Raw genomic sequence first — 19068 nt, forward strand, 5'->3', positions numbered from 1 at the left:
AGGGGCCGACGCCATGGGAGGCGGAACGAGCGCGGCGGCGGAAGCGCCGCGCCACGCGGAGGGCGGCGCGGTGCTGGGGCTGACCGTGGAACACCGCACCGATCCGCTGGGCGTGGACGCCGCCCGGCCGCGTTTCGGGTGGCGCATGCGGTCCGTCGGCCGGGGGCGGAGCCAGGGCGCCTACCAGATCCTGGTCGCCAGCTCCCCGGACAAGCTCACCGCAGCCCGTGCCGACGTCTGGAACAGCGGCCGCGTCAGCTCGTCCGACTCGGTGGCCGTCCGCTACACGGGTAAGGCCCTCCGGCCTTCAACCCGCTACCACTGGATCGTCACCGTGTGGGACGCCGAGGGCCGCCCGGTCGGCACCGCATCCCCCGCCTCCTTCGAGACCGGCCTGATGACCACCGACGGCGTCGCCGGATGGGACGGCGCACAGTGGATCGCGATGAAGGGAAAGCCCCCCAATTTGGCCGGCGCCCCCATGCTGCGGACCGAAGCAGCCCTGAAGAACCGGTCCCGGGTCCGCGAGGCACGCCTGTACGTCTCCGCCCTCGGCGTCTACAACGCGTACATCAACGGACGCCACGTCACCGTCCCGCAGGACGGCGGCAGCACGATCGAACTGCTGCCCCCGGGCTGGACCAATTACGACGTGCGCCTCAACTACATGGCCTACGACGTCACCGACCTCGTGGCTCGGGAACGCGCCGTCACGCTCGCCGCCGTCCTCGGCAACGGCTGGTACAACAGCCGTGCCTCCGACGGCAGCACCTACTACTCCAGCGACGGCAACGCCCTGGCCCTCAAGGCCAAGTTGCTGATCCGGTACGCCGACGGCTCGTCGCAGACGGTCGTCACCAGCCCGGACGGCGCCTGGAAGGCCACCGACACCGGCCCTTACCGGGCCGACGACATCTACGACGGCCAGACCTACGACGCCCGCAAGGAGCTGCCGGGCTGGACGGCGTCCGGCTTCGACGTCTCCGACTGGTCGGACGTGGCACGGGTCGCCTTCGAGGACACGTACCCGGACGTGCAGCTCCTTGCCTACCCGGGCGAGACCGCGCGCTTCATGCCCTGCTGGGACCGCCGACCGCAGTCGATCACCGTCGCCACCGGAGTGACCGGTCAGGACGGCAGCCCCAATGGCAGGGGCCGCATCGTCGTGGACCCGGCCCGGACGGTGACCGACCCCGCGCAGGCGGCCTCCGCCTCGGTCACGATCGCCAGCGGCGAGACCGCCGTCTTCGACCTCGGCCAGAACATGGTCGGAGTGGCCCGTTACAGCCTGCGCGGACCGGCCGGAGCCAAGGTCGAGTTCAGGTTCGGCGAGATGCTCAACGACGACAGCGCCGGCGCGGACGGCCCCGAGGGCTCCGTCTACCGGGCCAACCTCCGCAGCGCCAAGGCCACCAGCACGTACATCCTCAAGGGCGACCGGCGCGGGGAGACTCATCAGGACTCCCTGACCTTCTACGGCTTCCGGTACGTGTCCGTCACCGCCACGCAGACCGTCACGATCACCGGCCTGACCGGAAAGGTCGCCACTTCCGCGATCCGCGAGACCGGCTCCGTCACCACCAACGATCCCGACATCAACCAGTTGGCGAGCAACATCCGTTGGGGCCAGCGCGGCAACTACCTCTGGGTGCCCACCGACTGCCCCCAGCGCGACGAACGCCTCGGCTGGACCGGCGACACCCAGGTCTTCGCCACCACCGCCCTCTACAACGCGGACGCAGGCGTCTTCCTCAGCCACTTCCAGGACACCGTCGTCGACTCCGCCCTCATCTACGGCGCGGACAAAGCGCAGTTCACCGGGGTCGCGCCCGGCGGTCGGTACAACTTCCCCGGCGGGGGCAGTGGTTGGGCTGATGTCGGCGTCATCGTGCCGTGGACCGTGTGGCAGATGACCGGTGACGCGACCATCGTCGACGACAACTGGCCGGCGATGACCCGCTACCTGGACTGGATCCAGGACCAGACCGGCGACACCTACGCCGGCCAGGGCTCCCTCACCGGCGACTGGCTGGGGTTGCAGAAGACCAGCGCCCAGCTCATGAGCGATGTCTACTACGGCTATGTCACCCGGTTGATGGCGCAGATGGCCCGCGCGACCGGCCGGACGGCGGAGGGAGAGGCGTACGAGCGGCTCTTCGGACGCATCAGGCAGGCGTTCATCACCAGGTACCTGAGCGACGAGGGCGGCCGGGCCACGGTCAAGTCCAGCCTGGGCGACGCCTCCCCGATCGAACCGGGTTCCGACCCCGACCAGAAGACGGAGGACAACAGCCAGGCAGCCCTGCTGTGGGTCCTCAAGCTCGGGTTCTACGAAACCGAGGCTCAACGCCGCACGCTGATAGGGCACTTGGCGGACAACATCGGCAATGACGCGGCCTACAAGTCGGCGCACCCGAACAGCAGCCGGGTCCGGTACGCCGAGAACACCCTGTCCGTCGGCTTCCTCGGCGTCAACGTCCTCACACCCGTACTCACCGACGAGGGCCGCGCGGACCTGGCGTACAAGCTGCTGCACCAGGACGCGATGCCGAGCTGGCTGTACTCGGTGATGAACGGTGCCACCACCGTCTGGGAGCGGTGGAACTCCTACGCCGAGGACGTCGGCTTCGGTCCGGTCGGTATGAACTCGTTCAACCACTACGCCTATGGCGCGATCATGGAGTGGATGTACGCGTACATGGCCGGCATCGCCCGCGACCCGGACAGCCCCGGCTTCAAGCGCTTCCTGCTCCAACCCCACATCGACCCGACCGGCCGGATCACGCAGGTGTCGGGCTCGTACGAGTCGCCGTACGGCGTGATCAAGAGCGAATGGAAGCTGGAGGAGGACGGCAGGGAGCTTGTGTACGACGTGGACGTACCCGCGAACAGCGAGGCCTTACTGCGACTTCCGGCGACGTCGGCCGATTCCGTCCGCGAGGGACGGACACCGCTGGCACGAGCGGAGGGCGTGCGCTTCATCGACCACACCGACGGCGCGTACGTCTGCCGGCTGGCGTCCGGTCGGTACCACATCACCACCACGCTCCGGTGAAGGGCAGCCCCTGAGGGGGCGTCAAGTCCCTTCCCGTCACGTGGGAGACGAGGCCCAGCGCCACGAAGTGAAAGGCATCAAGACACGTTCACGGACGTCCGGAGCGCAATCGCTGCGCTCTTCGAAGAGGGAGGCCTGATGGTCGACTCGGAAATGAACCGCAGGGCCATGATCGGCAGTTCGCTGTCCGTCGTCGCCGCGATGAGCATGCCCTTCCCGGCACATGCGCGGCCCGCCGGGAGCACGGTCGTGGCACCGACCCGTTACGGCAAGGTCCGCGGGAAACGCGAGGACGGCATCGCCAAGTTCCTCGGCGTGCCCTACGCCACGCCGCCGCTCGGCGAACTCCGGTTCAAAGCCCCGAAGCCGCCCACGCGGTGGTCCGGCGTACGCGAAGCGGTGAGCTTCCCCAACCCGGCATTCCAGGTGGCGGGCGGCGAGATGGGGCCAGGCGGCAACGGCCGGATGCCAGCTCCCTCCGAAGACTGCCTCTACCTCAACATCTGGACCCCGGCCGCCGACCGCAGGCGGCGGCCGGTGATGTTCTACAACCACGGCGGCGGCTACATGATCGGCTCCGGCTCAGCCACCGGACAGGACGGCACCCACCTGGCGCAGCTACACGACGTGGTGGTGGTCGAGTCCAACCACCGGCTGGGCCTGCTGGGCTACCTGTTCCTGGGCGATCTCGCCGACGGTGACTACACGGCCAACCAGGGAATGCTGGACATTCTCGCCGCACTGAGCTGGACCAGGGAGAACATCGAGAACTTCGGCGGCGACCCCGACAACATCATGGTCTGGGGCGAGAGCGGCGGCGGCGCCAAGACCGCGGCCGTCTACACCATGCCGGCCGCCTCGCGGCTGTTCCACAAGGCCTCGATCGAAAGGGCCGCGCCACTGCGCTTCCCCACCCGCGACGGTGCCACCGCCCGGGCCAGACGCACGCTGGAGTTACTGGGACTGACCACGGCGGACATTCCCCGGCTCCACGACATCCCGGCCTCGAGGCTACTGGAGATCCAGCAGTCCGAAGCGGCGAACGGCGCCCCGCCGTGGGGCGACCCCGGCCCGCTCCCTGGCTTCGGCGCCTTCGTCGACGGCACCGTCATCCCGCGCCACCCCTTCGCCGACGGCGCCCCGCCCTTCTCGGCCGACAAGCCGCTGATGTGCGGAACCTGCCGCGACGAAACGGTGTTCTTCAGCCTGTTCGGACCGCCCGACATCTTCAGCATCGACGAGGCCGGACTGCGCAGCAGGCTCAGCGGCACCTATCAGGGCGCCGAACTCGACGAGGTCATCCGGACCTTCCATGCGTCGCGGCCCGGCGCAACACCGGCACAGCTCTACTTCGCGATCACCACCTCGCCCATCTGGCGGGACGCCATCAAGATCGCGGAGGCCAAACGCGCGCAGCACGCCGCGCCCGTGTTCATGTACCAGCTCGCCTACCCCAGCCCGACCCTGGTGCCCGGCACCGACTTCCCCATCGGCTCACCGCACGCGTCGGACATCAACCTCAAGTTCGCCAACACCGACAAGAATCTCGACTACATCCTCAACAAGGATCAGTCGCCGGAACGGCTGGCGACCGCACGGCACATGAGCGAACTGTGGGCCGGCTTCGCCCACACGGGCCGCCCCACGGCGGCGGGCGTGCCGAGATGGCCCGCTTACACCCTGACCGACCGTGCCACGATGTGGCTCGACGCCAGGTGCCGGATCGTCAACGACCCGGACCGGAGCGAAAGGCTGTTCTGGGAGAGCCAGGCCTGATCTCGCCGTCCAGCGTCGCCGGTCACTCGGCCTGCTGAGATCCCTGGAAACCCGGGGCGCGTAACGCGGCCGCTCTTCAGCATGATCTATCGCGGGACCCCGGGCGTTCACGCCCGGGAGGAAGCGCTTCTTGATACTGCGCAGACCCGCACGGGTCTGCGCTCACCGGCGTCCCACTCGGCTGACCGCTGCCCGGCACCATGGTCGGAGCTGGTGGCATCGGTTGCCGACAGCTCCCGGAAGGGGAGAGGGCCACGCCGTCGGACAGATGACGTTCAGGGCGCGCCGACCGGCTACATGGGACGATCGGCTCGGTGGATGGTGGCTTCGGCACGCGAGGAGACCGCAGTGTGCGTTCCAGTCATCGGTGATCGACGCATCCCTGCCGGGTACCTCGACGCCGAGGCATCGGTGTGCGGCCCGTGCGTCGGGACGGGGCGCGGCGTTGACTGATCGGGAACCCGAGGGTTCCGGCGCAGCGGGGACACTGCGTTCGGCGCGGTTCGTCGCCGCAGGCAGCGTCGTCCGGCCGGTGCGCCGCGGTGGTCCATGTTCGCGGCCCGGGGCGGGTGTGAGCTGTGGCGCGTGAATTGCTGCTCGGTGTCGACGCGGGACACACCGTGACCAAGGCCGTGCTGTTCGACGCCACCGGCCGAGCGGTGGCGCGGGGCAGCGGCACACTGCCGCTGGAAACCCCTCGGCCTCACTGGGTCGAGCGGGACATGGACGAGGTGTGGCGGACGGCGTTCCAGGCCATCGCCGCCTGTCTCGCCGAGGCGGGACCGGACGCGGGGCGGGCCGTCGCCGCGGTGGGACTGGCCGGGCACGGAGACGGCCTGTACGCCGTCGACGAGCGGGGTCGGCCGGCCCGGGCCGGGATCGTGGCAATGGACACGCGCGCAGAACCGGTGCTGGAGGAGTGGCGGGGCGCTCCGGTCTGGTCCCGCGCCCTTGAGTTGTCGGGCACGGTGCCCTTCGCGGGCTCCCCGGCAGCCCTGCTGGCCTGGCTCGCCCGCCACGAGCCGGGAGTGCTTCGGCAGGCGCGTTGGCTCCTGTCCTGCAAGGACTGGCTGCGCCTGAGACTGACAGGCGCGGTGGCCACCGATCCCACGGACGCCAGTGCCTCTTTCACCGACATGCGGCGCGGCGGATACTCGCCAGAGCTGCTCGACCTGTACGGCCTCGGCGCGCTCGCCGGCCTGCTGCCGCCCGTGCTGCCCTGCGACGCGGTGAGCGGAACCGTCACCCCTGAGGCCGCGGCGCTCACCGGGCTCACCGCCGGCACGCCCGTCGTCACGTGCGCCCATGACGTCGATGCTGCCGCGCTCGGGATCGGCGGCACGACCCCGGGCGAACTCTCCCTGATCGCCGGGTCGTTCAGCATCAACCAGGTGATCAGCGAGCGCCCGGTAGTCGATCCGCGATGGCAGGTCCGTCACTTCGTTCGCCCGGGCCAGTGGATGACCATGTCCACCTCCCCCGCGTCGGTGGCGAACCTGGAGTGGTTCCTGCGGGTCACCGGCGCACCGACCGACCAGCGGCACGGCATCCACGAGGCGATCGGCCGAGAGGTCGAGGCGTGCCTGGACGGTCCGTCGCAGGTGCTGTTCCACCCGTTCGTCTACGGCTCTCCGCACCCGCATCCCGCGTCCGGGACGTTCCTCGGCCTTCGTGGCTGGCACGGCCGCGGCCACCTGCTGCGGGCTCTGATGGAAGGCGTGGTCCTCAATCATCGCTGGCACGTCGACGCGCTCTGCTCGAAGCTGCCGGTCAGCGGGGCGGCGGCCCGGCTGACCGGCGGGGCCGCACACAGCGCGGTGTGGAGCCAGATGTTCGCCGACGCTCTGCGGCGGCCGGTCGTGGTGACCGACGTGCAGGAGAGTGCTGCCCGGGGAGCAGCCTTGCTCGCGGCCACTGCTGTCGGACTGCTCGACGACGTGACGGACCCGCGCGCCACCCCCGCCGTACTCAGGCGCCACGAGCCCCGCCCCGACCGGGTCGCCGTACTCGACGAGGCGTATGCGGTGTACCGGGAGGCGCTGGAGGCTCTCGGACCGGTCTGGGCCCGACTGGACGCGCCCGAGGCTCAGGAGTGAGTGCCGGACGAGCCGGCGACATGAGGGATCGACAGGCACCCAGGCACGGCCGGTGCCGCTACACGGGGGTCGGCTCGCTGTCGTAGCGGTACGGCGGCTGGGCGCCCGCGCGCGTGCAGGTGTCGGCCGCGATGTCCACGGCGTACGACAGCAGCCGGGCAAGCTCGCCGGCGGCGAGGTGGTCGACGCCTTCGCGGCTGAGTCGGCCGGTGTGGTGCAGATGGGCGAGCACGCCGGCGGTGAAGGCATCGCCCGCTCCGACCGTGTCGACGACCCGGACAGCCGGGGCCGGCACATGGACGCGGGCGTCGCGGCCGATGGCCCAGGCGCCCTGGGAGCCGAACGTGATCAGGACGAGTCCCGCCCCTGACGCGAGCCAGCGTTCGGCCACCGCCTCGTACGACTCACCCGGGTGGAGCCAGGCCACGTCCTCGTCGCTCGCCTTCACCACGTCGGCGAGCGCCACCCACTCGGCGAATCGCCGGAGATAGGCGGCGCGGTCGGTGACCAGGCCCGGCCGCACGTTGGGGTCGAGAGAGACCAGCCGCCGGCCCGCCTCCCGGCGAATCAGTCCGTCGAGCGTGGAGGCCAGGGGTTCGAGCAGCAGACCCAGCGACCTGAGGTGCAGAGCCGTCCCCGCGGGCAGCGCGCCGCCGTCCGGGAGTGCAACGAGGTGTTCAGGGAGCAGACCGCGGTCGGCGGTTCCGTTCGCGTGGAAGGAGTAGGCGGCCGACCCGTCCTCGCGCAGCTGCACGGCGGCGAGAGTGGTGGGGTCGGGCGCAGGCAGCACATGCGTGAGCCGGGTGCCGGATGCCGCGAGGTGCGCGCGCAGGAGATCGCCGAAGTGGTCGTCGGAGATGCGCGCGAGCAGTGCCGTGGGGACTCGGAGTCGGCCGAGACCAGCGGCGACGTTGAGGCAGGAGCCGCCCGGGCGCGCCTGGAAGGCCGCGGCACCACCGGCCGTGCGGGCGGGGGTGAGGTCCACCAACGCGTCTCCGGCGACGACGACGGCAGGCTGATCTGCGGGTTCCTGATCTGCGGGTTCCGGTCTCGCGCTCATGGGGGTTCCTCGGGTCGGGGACGGCGGCGGCAAGATCGAGAGCTTGGGCTGGCCTGTAGAGCTGGACTGGTCGGTGGACTCCGGTAGCCCCCTTAGAGACCGCTTGACGATAAGTCCGAAGAGATTTTCTCGCAAGATGTGTTAACAACGGCGCCGTCTCCTGCTAATAATTCGGCCATCGAAACGCGCCCGACTCCCCAAGGACGCATCCACACCCCTGCTCGACCCGCCGCGCCTCAGTCGAGGTCCCGGCGAACCCGCACGAGAGGTCCCCCGTCACATGGCATCGACCAGATACGCCCTCATAGCCGGCGCCGCCGCCACCGCCCTGCTCGCCACCGCCTGTTCCGGAGCCGGAGCGGGCGGGTCCTCGGGCGGAGGGGAGAGCATCAACGTCCTGATGGTCGGCAACCCGCAGATGGAGGACATCGCGAAGCTGACCAAGGACAACTTCACCAAGGACACCGGGATCGAGGTCAACTTCACGATCCTTCCCGAGAACGAGCTGCGCGACAAAGTCACCCAGGACATCGCCACCCAGGCCGGCCAGTACGACGTCGCCACCATCGGCGCCTACGAGGTGCCCATCTGGGAGAAGAACGGCTGGCTGCACGACCTGGGCTCGTATGCGGACAAGGACAAGAGCTTCGACAAGGCCGACCTGCTCAAGCCGATGGTCCAGTCGCTCACCGGCTCGGACGGCAAGCTCTACGCCCTGCCGTTCTACGGCGAGTCCTCCATGCTCATGTACAACAAGGACGTCATGAAGGCGAAGGGCATCACGGTGCCCGAGCGGCCGACCTGGCAGCAGATCGCCGACATCGCCGCCGAGGTCGACGGCGCCGAGCCCGGTATGAAGGGCATCTGCCTGCGTGGTCTGGCCGGTTGGGGTGAGCTGGGCGCGCCGCTGACGTCCATGGTCAACACCTTCGGCGGCACCTGGTTCACCGAGGACTGGCAGGCCCAGGTCAACAGCGGCGGCTTCAAGGAGGCCACGAAGTTCTACGTCGACCTGGTCCGCGAGCACGGTGAGGCGGGCGCCCCGCAGGCCGGGTTCACCGAGTGCCTGAACGCGCTGAGCCAGAAGAAGGTCGCCATGTGGTACGACGCGACCAGCGCGGCCGGGTCGCTGGAGGACCCCGCCTCCAGCAAGATCGCCGGCAACGTCGGCTACGCCTACGCCCCGACCGTCAAGACGGACAGCAGCGGCTGGCTGTGGGCGTGGTCGTGGGCCATGCCCAAGACCACGAAGAACGCCGACGCCGCCTCGCAGTTCATGCTGTGGGCCTCCAGCAAGGAGTACGAGAGGCTGGTCGGGGAGAAGCTCGGCTGGTCGCGCGTTCCGGCCGGCAAGCGGGCCAGCACGTACGAGATCCCTCAGTACAAGAAGGCCGCCGGGTCGTTCGGTGACATCACCCTGAAGTCCATTGAGGGCGCCGACCCGGCCAACCCGGGCGTCCAGCCCCGGCCGACGGTGGGCATCCAGTACGTGGCCATCCCCGAGTTCCAGGACCTGGGCACCAAGGTGACCCAGGAGATCTCCGCCGCCATCGCCGGCAGGACCAGCGTGGACAAGGCGCTCGACGACGGCCAGAAGCTGGCCGAGGAAGTCGCCAAGAACTACCAGAAGTGACCTTCAGCGCCCGGCCGGCCCGTGAGTCGGCCGGGCGCCGCTTCCCCGACCCCGGCCTTCACCGGCAGAGGAACCATTCATGACCACGCTCACCGCACCCCCCAAGACAGCACCCCCACCCGTCCGTACCCGGAAGTCCTCGGGCACGGCCGCCAAGTGGAAGCGCCGCATCCCGCTGCTGCCCGCGCTGATTTTCACCATCGTCGTCACGCAGCTGCCCTTCGTGGCCACGTTGATCATCTCCACCTTCCAGTGGAACATCCTCAGGCCGGGCGACCGGCACTTCGTCGGTCTGTCCAACTTCTCCTTCGTCTTCACCGACGAGCGGCTGCGCACAGCCGTGCTCAACACCGTCGTGCTCACCGCGTCTGTGGTGATCATCAGTGTGATCCTCGGACTCGGTCTGGCGATGCTCCTCGACCGCCGCTTCGCCGGCCGCGGTCTGGCGCGCACGCTGCTCATCGCCCCGTTCCTGGTCATGCCGGTCGCGGCGGCGCTGCTGTGGAAGCACGCCATCTACAACCCCGACTACGGACTGCTCAACGGCACCCTCAACGCCGTGTACCGGTTGTTCGGCGCGGACAACGGCCCCACGCTCGACTGGATCTCCTCCTACCCGATGCCCGCCGTCGTGGTGTCGCTGGTCTGGCAGTGGACCCCGTTCATGATGCTGATCCTCCTGGCCGGGCTGCAGGCGCAGCCCGGTGACGTCCTGGAGGCGGCCCGCATGGACGGCGCCTCCGCGCTGCAGACCTTCCGCCACATCACGCTGCCGCACCTGCGCCAGTACATCGAGCTGGGCGTCCTGCTCGGCACGATCTACGTCGTGCAGACCTTCGACGCGGTCTTCACCATCACCCAGGGTGGCCCCGGCAAGCAGACGACCAACCTGCCCTACGAGATCTACCTGACCATGTTCCGCAAGTACGAGTACGGCGAGGCGGCCGCCGCCGGTGTCGTCGTCGTCCTCGGCGCGTTCGTGATCGCGACCTTCGCGCTGCGCACCATCGCGTCGCTGTTCCGCGAGGAGGTTTCCCGATGACCCATGCAGCAGTCGCCGCGCCCGGGGCGAGGTTCAAGAAGCTCCTGCGCCGTAAGGACGACCATGGCGGTGCGCCCAAGCTGTCGCCGCTGTGGACGTTCGTCGCCTGGCTCGCCACGCTGGCGTTCTTCGCGCCGGTGGCTTGGATGGTGCTCACCTCCTTCCACCAGGAGGCGGACGCGGCGACCAACCCGCCGACCCCGTTCGCGCCGCTCACCTTCGACCAGTACGAGCTGCTGTTCAGCCGGGACATCACCCCGTTCCTTCTCAACTCGGTCATGGCCAGTGTTCTTTCGACGCTGCTGGTGCTCGCCCTGGCGGTGCCGGCGGCCTACGCGCTGTCCATCAAGCCGGTCGAGAAGTGGACCGACGTGATGTTCTTCTTCCTGTCCACCAAGTTCCTCCCCGCCATCGCCGCCCTGCTGCCGGTGTACCTGATCGTCAAGGACGCCGGGATGCTGGACAACGTGTGGACGCTGGTCATCCTCTACACCGCCATGAACCTGCCGATCGCGGTATGGATGATGCGCTCCTTCCTCGCCGAGGTCCCCAAGGAGATCCTGGAGGCGGCCGAGGTCGACGGAGCCGGCCTGCTCACCGTGCTGTGGCGGGTCGTCGCGCCGGTCGCCATGCCCGGACTCGCCGCCACCTCGCTGATCTGCTTCATCTTCAGCTGGAACGAGTTCATGTTCGCCGTGAACCTCACCGCGACGAAGGCGTCCACCGCGCCGGTCTTCCTGGTCGGCTTCATCACCAACGAGGGCCTGTTCCTGGCCCGGCTGTGCGCGGCGGCCACCCTGGTCTCGCTGCCGGTCCTCATCGCCGGTTTCGCCGCCCAGGACAAGCTCGTCCGCGGCCTCTCCCTCGGAGCGGTGAAGTGAGGGCGGCCGTCATCACCCAGCCCGGCAGCGTCGAACTCACCACCGTCGAAGACCCCGCTCCCGGCCCCCGCGAGGTCGTCGTCGAGGTCGCGGCCACCGGGCTGTGCGGCACAGATCTGCACATCCTCCAGGGGGAGTTCGCCCCGAAGCTGCCCATCATCCCCGGCCACGAGTTCGCCGGGGAGGTCGTGGCCCTCGGCAGCGAGGTCACCGAACTCGCGCTCGGCGACCAGGTCGCCGTGGATCCGTCGCTGTACTGCTTCGAGTGCCACTACTGCCGCCTCGGCCACAACAACCTTTGCGAACGCTGGGCTGCCATCGGCGTCACCCACCCAGGCGCCGCCGCCGAGTACGCCGTGGCGCCCGTCGCCAACTGCGTACGCCTGCCCGATCACGTGGACGTCCAGGACGCGGCCCTGATCGAGCCGCTGTCCTGCGCGGTGCGCGGCTACGACGTCCTGCGCAGCCGACTCGCCTCCCGCGTGCTCGTCTACGGCGCCGGAACCATGGGCCTGATGATACTCCAGCTCGCCAAGGCCACCGGCGCCGCGAGCGTCGACGTCGTCGACATCAACGCCGAACGCCTGGCCACGGCATGGCAATTGGGCTGCTCGGCCGGTGCCGCGTCCGCCGATGAGCTCGACCGGCCGCCCTACGGATGGGATCTGGTCGTCGACGCCACCGGCAACGCGAAAGCCATTCAGGACGCCCTCGGCCGGGTGGGCAAAGGCGGTACGTATCTGCAGTTCGGGGTCGCCGACTACGCCGCCCGGGCCACCATCGAGCCGTACCGGATCTACAACCAGGAGATCACGATCACCGGCTCCATGGCGGTCCTGCACAGCTTCGAACGCGCGGCGGACCTCTTCGCCACCGGTGTCATCGACCCGCGCGTCTTCATCAGTGACCGCCTTCCCCTGGCGGCGTTCCCGGACGCAGTCGCCCGCTTCCAGGCAGGCATCGGCCGCAAGATCCAGATCCAGCCCGGCCTCGCCACCGCGTGAACGCCCGAACCGAACGGAACCCCCACATGACCGAGCAGATCCGCCGCGTTCTCGTCCGCTCCCTCGACGACATCACCCTCGAGGAGGTGCCTGCCCCCGTCCCCGGGGACGACGAACTCCTGCTGCGCACCACGGTCGTCGGCGTGTGCGGCTCCGACACCCATGCGGCGGCCGGCCACCACCCCTTCATCGACCTGCCCTACCGCCCCGGCCATGAGGCAGTCGGTGTCGTCGCCGCGGCAGGCAAGGGAGCCGAGGACTTCGCGCCCGGCGACCGGGTGATCATCGAGCCCAACCTGTACTGCGGCCGCTGCCCCCAGTGCCGCTCCGGCCGCTACAACATCTGCCAGGAGCTGAAGGTCTTCGGCTGTCAGACACCCGGCGCCATGGCCGACTTGTTCACCATCCCGGCCGACCGCGTCCACCGCGTCCCCGACGGCATGACCGACATCGAGGCCGCCCTCGTCGAGCCCCTGGCCACCCCGGTGCACGCCGTGGCGAAGGCAGGTGACCTCACCGGGCGCACGGTCGTCGTGCTCGGCGCCGGGCCCATCGGTCTGCTCGTCCTCGCCGCCGCCCGGCACGCCGGCGCCGCGAGGATCGCCGTCACCGACCTGCTGCCGGGCAAGCGGGACCGCGCCCAGCGTCTCGGAGCCGACACGGCTCTGCCCGCCGACGCCACCGACCTCGCCGACCAGGCCCACGCGGCGCTCGGCGGACCGGCCGACGTGGTCTTCGACTGCGTGGCGCGCGAACAGTCCATCGCCCAGGCCACCGACCTGGTCACCAAGGGCGGCACGATCATCGTCGTCGGCGTCGGCGCCGCCGGCACCACCCCGGTCCGCCTCGACCTGATCCAGGACCGGGAGATCCGCATCGAGGGGACGCTGATGTACACCGGCGACGACTACCGCACCGCGATGTCCCTGATCTCGTCCGGCGCGATCGACACCGCCGAGATCGTCACCGCCACCTACCCGCTGGAGGACGCCGCCAAGGCGTTCGCCGCATCCGTCGACCCCGAGCAGGTCAAGGTGCTGGTCACGGTGGACGGACCGTAGCCCACGGCCACGCAGGCAAGGATGCGGACATGGACACAGACACGCACGTCGTACGCAGCAGCCGCCGCCGCACGGGCGGCCCGAGGCCCGCGAGCCGGACAGGCCCCGACCCGCACCGGCCCGTGTGGGAAACTGCGAGACCGGAGCAACCGGGAAGGAGGGGCGCCGTGACCGCCCGTACGCGACTGTCCCAGGCGGCCGTCGAGGAGCGGCGCCAGGCCGTGCTGCGGTACGTCGCCGAACACGGCGAGACCCGCATCGACGACCTCGCCCGGCACTTCGACGTCAGTCTGATGACGATGCACCGGGACCTGGACGACCTCACCGGGCGACATCTGCTGCGCAAGGAGCGCGGGCGGGCCGTCGCGTTCCCCGCCCTCACCATGGAGACGGCCACCCGCTTCCGCGAGAACAGCGCCCTCGCGGCCAAGAACGCCATCTGCGCGGCCGTCGCCGGCCGGATCAGGCCGGGCAGCACCGTGCTCATGGAGGACTCGACGACACTGTTCCCCCTGGTCCCGGCGCTGGCCGAGGTGGATCAGCTGCACGTCGTCACCAACTCGGTCGGCCTCGCGCAGCGCCTCGGGTCCGCCGCCCCCGCGGTGAACGTCACCCTGCTGGGCGGCCACTACCGGGGCGACTTCAACTCCTGCACCGGCCCCACCGTCACCCGCGCCCTGTCCCGGATCCGGGCCGACCTCGTCCTGATGTCCGCCACCGCCGTCCTGGAAGGACGGCTCTTCCACCCCCTGAACGACTACGTCGAGGTGAAGCTGGCCCTGCTCGCCTCCGCCGAACAGGCGCTGCTCCTGGTGGACCACTCGAAGTTCGGCAAGACCGCCACGTACGCGTACGGCACCGTGGCCGACTACCACACCGTCATCACCGACACCGCCACCCCCGCCGCGGAACTCGCGGCCATACGCGACCTCGGAGTCCCCGTCGAGACGGTCGAACCCGAAGAGCCTTCCCTGTGATCCACACCCTGTTCGAGACCCCGAGCGCCTACCGCCCCAGCGACGCGGAGATGGCCGCGCCGGTGCCCCCGGTCCAGGCCGTCCTGTTCGACTTCAGCAACACGCTCTTCCAGATGATCGACCTGGAGACGTGGCTGCGTCGGGTCGGCTCCGCCGCCGGCCGCCTTGCCGTGCTGGACGAGCCCGGCGCAGTGGCCGAAATCTCCGAGCAGTTGCGCGCCGCCTTCCGGCTGCCCTCCGTCGTGTCCCTCCAGGAAGGCCGTGATCTCTCTTCCGCGCAGCACCGCCGCGCCATGTGGGGATGGTGGGAGCAGGTGGACTTCCTGCGCGACGCGGAGGAGGCGGCCTACCGGGAGCTCACCGCCCCGGACGCCTGGGTTCCCTATCCCGACACCGAACCGGTCCTGCGCGCCCTGCACGAGCGCGGACTGCGCGTCGGCATCGTCAGCGACTTCGCCTGGGACCTGCGCACCCACCTCGCCCACCACGGGCTGAACGCCTTGATCGACACCTGCGTGATCTCCTACGAGCACGGCCGCGAAAAGCCCGACCCCCAGCTGTTCCTCAAAGCGTGCGCCGGCCTCGGCTCGGACCCCCGCGCCACCCTCATGGTCGGCGACAACCCGGTCCGCGACGGCGGCGCGGCCGCCTGCGGTCTGCGCACGTACATCCTGCCGGCGGAACACCGCACCGGCGAGCGCGGCCTGACGGATGTGCGGCGGCTCGTGATCTGAGCTGCGCAGCAGAGGAACTGCCCGGCTGGTCGAGTCCAGGGTTCGACGACGGAGACTGGTCGCCGGTGGACATCGTCGACCGGGACCCGACGACTCTGGACGCACCCACCGGCCCGCCGGTGCGCTGCACACAGGAGATGGTCGTCTGACGCGCGGGGCAACCGCCGACCGTCGGGGACTCCGGGCCGGCCGCCCGGGGCCCGGGCGCGCAGCAGGGCCCCCGGGCCCGGCAGGCGAGGTCGTAACGAACAGAACGCTCCGGCGGTCGGGCGTCGTGCGGCGGCGGCCCGGCGCGGTCAGTTGACGGGGGAGGAGGCCAGCAGGTCCTGGTCGGCGGCCCAGGAGGCCAGGATGCGCAGCCGTTCGTGGGTGGGGGAGCCGGGCGCGGCGGTCCAGACGGTGAGGTGCTGGTCGGGGTCGGTGTTGGCGGTGAGGGTGTCCCAGTCCAGGACGAGTTCGCCGACGACCGGATGGTTGAGGGTCTTCGTGCCCACGGTGCGGGCGGCGACGTGGTGATCGCCCCACCAGCGGGCGAACTGCTTGTCGCGCATGGACAGTTCACCGACCAGCTCGATCAGGCGCGGGTCTTCGGGATACTTCGCGGCCTCCATGCGCAGTTGGGCAACGGCGATGTGCGCGGAGCTCTCCCAGTCGGCGTACAGGGTGCGCATGGCGGGGTCGGTGAAGATGATCCGCGGGTAGTTGCGGTGCTTTTCCGCGAGGCGGGAGAAGTCGGTGACCAGGGCGGCGGCCAGCGCGTTCCAGGCCAGGATGTCCCCGCGTCGGCCCTGCACGATGGCCGGGGTGGCGGTGAGGTCGTCCAGAACCCGCTGGAGCTGTGGCTGGACCTTCTGCCGGCCGCGGCGCCGGGTGCGGGTGGTGGTCTTTCCGGCGAGCTGGAAGAGGTAGCCCCGCTCGTCGTCGTCCAGGTGGAGGACCCGGGCGAGGACGTCCAGCACCGGCGCCGATGCCTGCATGCGGCCCTGTTCCAGACGCGTGTAGTAGTCGGTGCTGATGCTGGCCAGCTGGGCGACCTCCTCGCGGCGCAGCCCGGCCACCCGGCGGGGCCTGTCGGTCTCGGGCAGGCCGACCGAGCGCGGGCTCAGCTCGGAGCGGCGCTTCTTGAGGAATTCTCCCAGCTCATTGAGGGGAAGGTTGGCGGTCATGCTTCCCAGGATGACATCGATCGCACCTGCGTAAGGGGGGAGAATTTCCTCCCCGGATGTTTCCCTCCTGGGATATTTCTCTCCGCTTTTCGCGCCCGCCCTCGCGTGTGAGGCTCGATCGTGAGCAGTCGTTCCTCACGACGGCTGCGGCTCACCGATCCCCGCACCGAAGGAAGCACCCCATGCGCGGAGCAGTCATTCACGCCCCCGGCGATGTCCGCTTCGAGACCCTGGACGACCCGAAGATCATCCAGCCGACCGACGCCGTCATCCGTACGGTCTCCACCTGTGTGTGCGGCTCGGACCTGTGGCCCTATCGCGGCGCGGAACCCATCGGCGACCCGCACCCGATGGGGCACGAGTACGTCGGCATCGTCGAGGAGGTCGGCAGCGAGGTCACCCACGTCAGGCCGGGCCAGTTCGTGGTCGGATCCTTCGCCACCTCGGACAACACCTGCGTGAACTGCCGGAACGGCTGGCAGTCCTCCTGTCTGAGCCGGGAGTTCATGAGCACCTGCCAGGCCGAGTACGTGCGCATCCCCAACGCCCACGGCACCCTGGTCGCCACGGACGAGCACCCGGACGCCGAGATGGTGCCCAGCCTGCTCGCCGTGTCCGATGTGATGGGCACCGGCTGGTACGCCGCCCTCGCCGCCGAGGTGAAGCCCGGCTCGACGGCCGTCGTGGTCGGCGACGGAGCGGTCGGCCTGTGCGGTGTCATCGCCGCGAAGGAACTGGGTGCCGAGCGGATCATCGCCATGTCCCGGCACGAGTCCCGGCAGAAGCTCGCCCTCGAGTTCGGCGCCACCGACATCATCAGCGAACGCGGCGAGGAAGGCATCGCCCGCGTCAAGGACCTCACCGGCGGCATCGGCGCCGACTCCGTGCTGGAGTGCGTCGGCACCGCCGAGTCGATGCGCCAGGCCCTGCACTCGACCCGGCCCGGCGGCAACGTCGGCTTCGTCGGAGTTCCCCACGAGGTCTCGATCGACGGCCAGGAGCTGTTCTTCTCCCAGGTCGGCCTGCGAGGAGGCCCCGCCCCCGTGCGTCGCTACCTGCCCGACCTGATCGACCGGGTCCTGTCCGGCCGGATCAACCCCGGCAAGGTCTTCGACCTCACCCTGCCCCTGGACCAGGTCGCCGAGGGCTACAAGGCCATGGACGAACGCCGCGCCATCAAGACCCTGCTCAAGCCCTGAGCGCAGACGCGTCCACAACTGGGGCCGCACCGACGCGGTGCGGCCCAAGGACCGGCAAACCAACCCGCTCACACCAGGACTGACCATGACCACCTTCGCCCTCATCGGTGCCGGCCCCGGTCTCGGACTTGCCACCGCCCGCCGCTTCGGAGTCGCCGGCCACACCGTCGCCCTCATCGCCCGCGACGCGGAGAAGCTGGACGGCATGACGGCCACCCTCGCCCGTGACGACGTCCAGGCGCGCGGCTACACGGCCGATGTCCTCGACATCGAGTCCCTGACGGCGGCCCTGTACGCAGCCGCGGCCGACCTGGGCACCGTCGAGATCCTCCAGTACAGCCCCGTGCCCCGCGCCGACTTCATGAAGCAGGTCCTCGACACCAGCGCCGACGACCTCGACGCCCCGCTCGCCTTCTCCGTCAAGGGCCCCGTCACCGCGGTGAACGCCGTCCTGCCCGGCATGCGCGAACTCGGCCGCGGCACGCTGCTGTTCGTCAACGGCTCCAGCGCCGTACGACCGAATCCGAAGGTCGCCGGGACCTCGATCGCCTTCGCCGCCGAGAGCGCCTACGCCCGCATGCTGCACGACACGCTCGCCCCGGAGAACATCCACGCCGCGCAGCTGATCATCCCCGGAGCGATCCGGCCCGACGCCGAGCACAGCAGCCCCGACGTCCTGGCCCAGCGCCTGTACGACCTCCACACCAAGCGGGACGGCTTCCGCCACTACTCCGAGCCCCTGCCCGACTAGCCACAGGACGCCCCCGTGAACCCCGCCCCCTTTCGCGCTCTCGCCCGCGTGGTCCCGGCCGCCGCCCTGCTGCTGGTCATGACCGCCTGCACCGACGATTCCCCGCCCCCCTCCGCCTCCTCCGCCGCTTCGTCCTCCGAGCCCGCGTCGCCGCATGCTTCGACGACCTCGGCAGCCACCACACCGACCGGCAGGACAACCGCGATGAACATCCGGCTCACCCTCGACGGCCACCACATCGCCGCCACCCTGAACGACAGTCCCACCGCCCGCGACTTCGCGGCCCAGCTCCCCATGACCCTCTCCCTGCGCGACCTCAACCAGGCCGAGAAGGTCGCCGATCTGCCCCGGAAACTGTCCACCTCCGGCGCCCCGGAAGGCGCCGACCCCGAGGTCGGGGACCTGGCGTACTACGCCCCCTGGAACCAGCTCGCCACCTACTACCGCGACGCCCCGTACGCGACCGGCCTGGTCATCCTCGGACACATGGCCGACGGCGGCGCCGAGCGGCTCGCCACCGCCGAGGAGATCACCATCGAAGCCGCGCCCTGACCCGCCCCACCGCTCGCCCGAGCAGGAAGGGGGGAGGAGATCCTCCCCTTTTCGTCCGGTTCGCCGCATGGAACCGTCGAA

Annotated in this window: 15 protein-coding genes; 13 read left to right on the forward strand and 2 right to left on the reverse strand. The window is 70.0% G+C overall.

What is annotated here, in order from left to right:
- Positions 1 to 13 precede the first annotated feature (13 nt).
- From CLM62_RS10285 to CLM62_RS10295, 3 genes are all read left to right on the forward strand, one after another.
- On the forward strand, positions 14 to 3055 hold the full coding sequence (locus CLM62_RS10285) for an alpha-L-rhamnosidase (RefSeq protein WP_095749612.1): 3042 nt from the start codon (positions 14 to 16) through the stop codon (positions 3053 to 3055).
- 138 nt (positions 3056 to 3193) lie between these two features.
- The gene (locus CLM62_RS10290) at positions 3194 to 4831 is read left to right on the forward strand and encodes a carboxylesterase/lipase family protein (protein ID WP_095749529.1); all 1638 of its coding nucleotides are present in this window, start codon (positions 3194 to 3196) and stop codon (positions 4829 to 4831) included.
- A 578-nt stretch (positions 4832 to 5409) separates the two neighbouring features.
- Complete coding sequence (locus CLM62_RS10295; protein ID WP_095749530.1) at positions 5410 to 6927, forward strand: FGGY-family carbohydrate kinase; 1518 nt, start codon at positions 5410 to 5412, stop codon at positions 6925 to 6927.
- 58 nt (positions 6928 to 6985) lie between these two features.
- Here CLM62_RS10295 and CLM62_RS10300 read toward each other — a convergent pair whose 3' ends face one another.
- Positions 6986 to 7987, reverse strand: coding sequence for a carbohydrate kinase (locus CLM62_RS10300; RefSeq protein WP_095749531.1), 1002 nt, complete (start codon positions 7985 to 7987; stop codon positions 6986 to 6988).
- A gap of 280 nt (positions 7988 to 8267) precedes the next feature.
- Between CLM62_RS10300 and CLM62_RS10305 the strand changes: the two genes are divergently transcribed.
- From CLM62_RS10305 to CLM62_RS10335, 7 genes are all read left to right on the forward strand, one after another.
- Positions 8268 to 9620: a sugar ABC transporter substrate-binding protein gene (locus CLM62_RS10305; protein WP_095749532.1), complete on the forward strand. Its 1353-nt coding sequence runs from the start codon at positions 8268 to 8270 to the stop codon at positions 9618 to 9620.
- Positions 9621 to 9699: 79 nt separating this feature from the next.
- Positions 9700 to 10662 carry a carbohydrate ABC transporter permease gene (locus CLM62_RS10310; RefSeq protein WP_095749533.1) on the forward strand — a complete coding sequence of 321 codons (963 nt, stop codon included), beginning with the start codon at positions 9700 to 9702 and terminating at the stop codon, positions 10660 to 10662.
- Positions 10659 to 11543 (forward strand): carbohydrate ABC transporter permease, encoded by an 885-nt coding sequence (locus CLM62_RS10315; protein ID WP_095749534.1) that lies wholly within the window; start codon positions 10659 to 10661, stop codon positions 11541 to 11543. The genes CLM62_RS10310 and CLM62_RS10315 overlap by 4 nt, the downstream gene beginning before the upstream one ends.
- Positions 11540 to 12547: a zinc-dependent alcohol dehydrogenase family protein gene (locus CLM62_RS10320; protein ID WP_095749535.1), complete on the forward strand. Its 1008-nt coding sequence runs from the start codon at positions 11540 to 11542 to the stop codon at positions 12545 to 12547. Before CLM62_RS10315 ends, CLM62_RS10320 begins: the two co-directional genes overlap by 4 nt.
- Positions 12548 to 12573: 26 nt before the next feature.
- Positions 12574 to 13608 (forward strand): zinc-binding dehydrogenase, encoded by a 1035-nt coding sequence (locus CLM62_RS10325; RefSeq protein WP_095749536.1) that lies wholly within the window; start codon positions 12574 to 12576, stop codon positions 13606 to 13608.
- Positions 13609 to 13775: 167 nt separating this feature from the next.
- The gene (locus tag CLM62_RS10330) at positions 13776 to 14585 is read left to right on the forward strand and encodes a DeoR/GlpR family DNA-binding transcription regulator (protein WP_257003785.1); all 810 of its coding nucleotides are present in this window, start codon (positions 13776 to 13778) and stop codon (positions 14583 to 14585) included.
- Positions 14582 to 15319: an HAD family hydrolase gene (locus CLM62_RS10335; protein WP_095749538.1), complete on the forward strand. Its 738-nt coding sequence runs from the start codon at positions 14582 to 14584 to the stop codon at positions 15317 to 15319. Before CLM62_RS10330 ends, CLM62_RS10335 begins: the two co-directional genes overlap by 4 nt.
- Positions 15320 to 15615: 296 nt before the next feature.
- Here CLM62_RS10335 and CLM62_RS10340 read toward each other — a convergent pair whose 3' ends face one another.
- Positions 15616 to 16485 (reverse strand): helix-turn-helix transcriptional regulator, encoded by an 870-nt coding sequence (locus CLM62_RS10340; RefSeq protein ID WP_179382035.1) that lies wholly within the window; start codon positions 16483 to 16485, stop codon positions 15616 to 15618.
- A gap of 182 nt (positions 16486 to 16667) precedes the next feature.
- Between CLM62_RS10340 and CLM62_RS10345 the strand changes: the two genes are divergently transcribed.
- The 3 genes from CLM62_RS10345 to CLM62_RS10355 all read left to right on the forward strand — a co-directional run bounded on the left by CLM62_RS10345 (position 16668) and on the right by CLM62_RS10355 (position 18987).
- Entirely contained in the window at positions 16668 to 17684 is a 1017-nt protein-coding gene (locus CLM62_RS10345; RefSeq protein WP_095749540.1) for a zinc-dependent alcohol dehydrogenase family protein, read from the forward strand.
- Positions 17685 to 17769: 85 nt separating this feature from the next.
- Entirely contained in the window at positions 17770 to 18435 is a 666-nt protein-coding gene (locus tag CLM62_RS10350; protein ID WP_095749541.1) for an SDR family oxidoreductase, read from the forward strand.
- 15 nt (positions 18436 to 18450) lie between these two features.
- Positions 18451 to 18987: a cyclophilin-like fold protein gene (locus CLM62_RS10355; protein WP_257003786.1), complete on the forward strand. Its 537-nt coding sequence runs from the start codon at positions 18451 to 18453 to the stop codon at positions 18985 to 18987.
- Positions 18988 to 19068 lie beyond the last annotated feature (81 nt).

Source organism: Streptomyces sp. SA15 (assembly GCF_002291145.1).
Classification (GTDB): Bacteria; Actinomycetota; Actinomycetes; order Streptomycetales; family Streptomycetaceae; genus Streptomyces.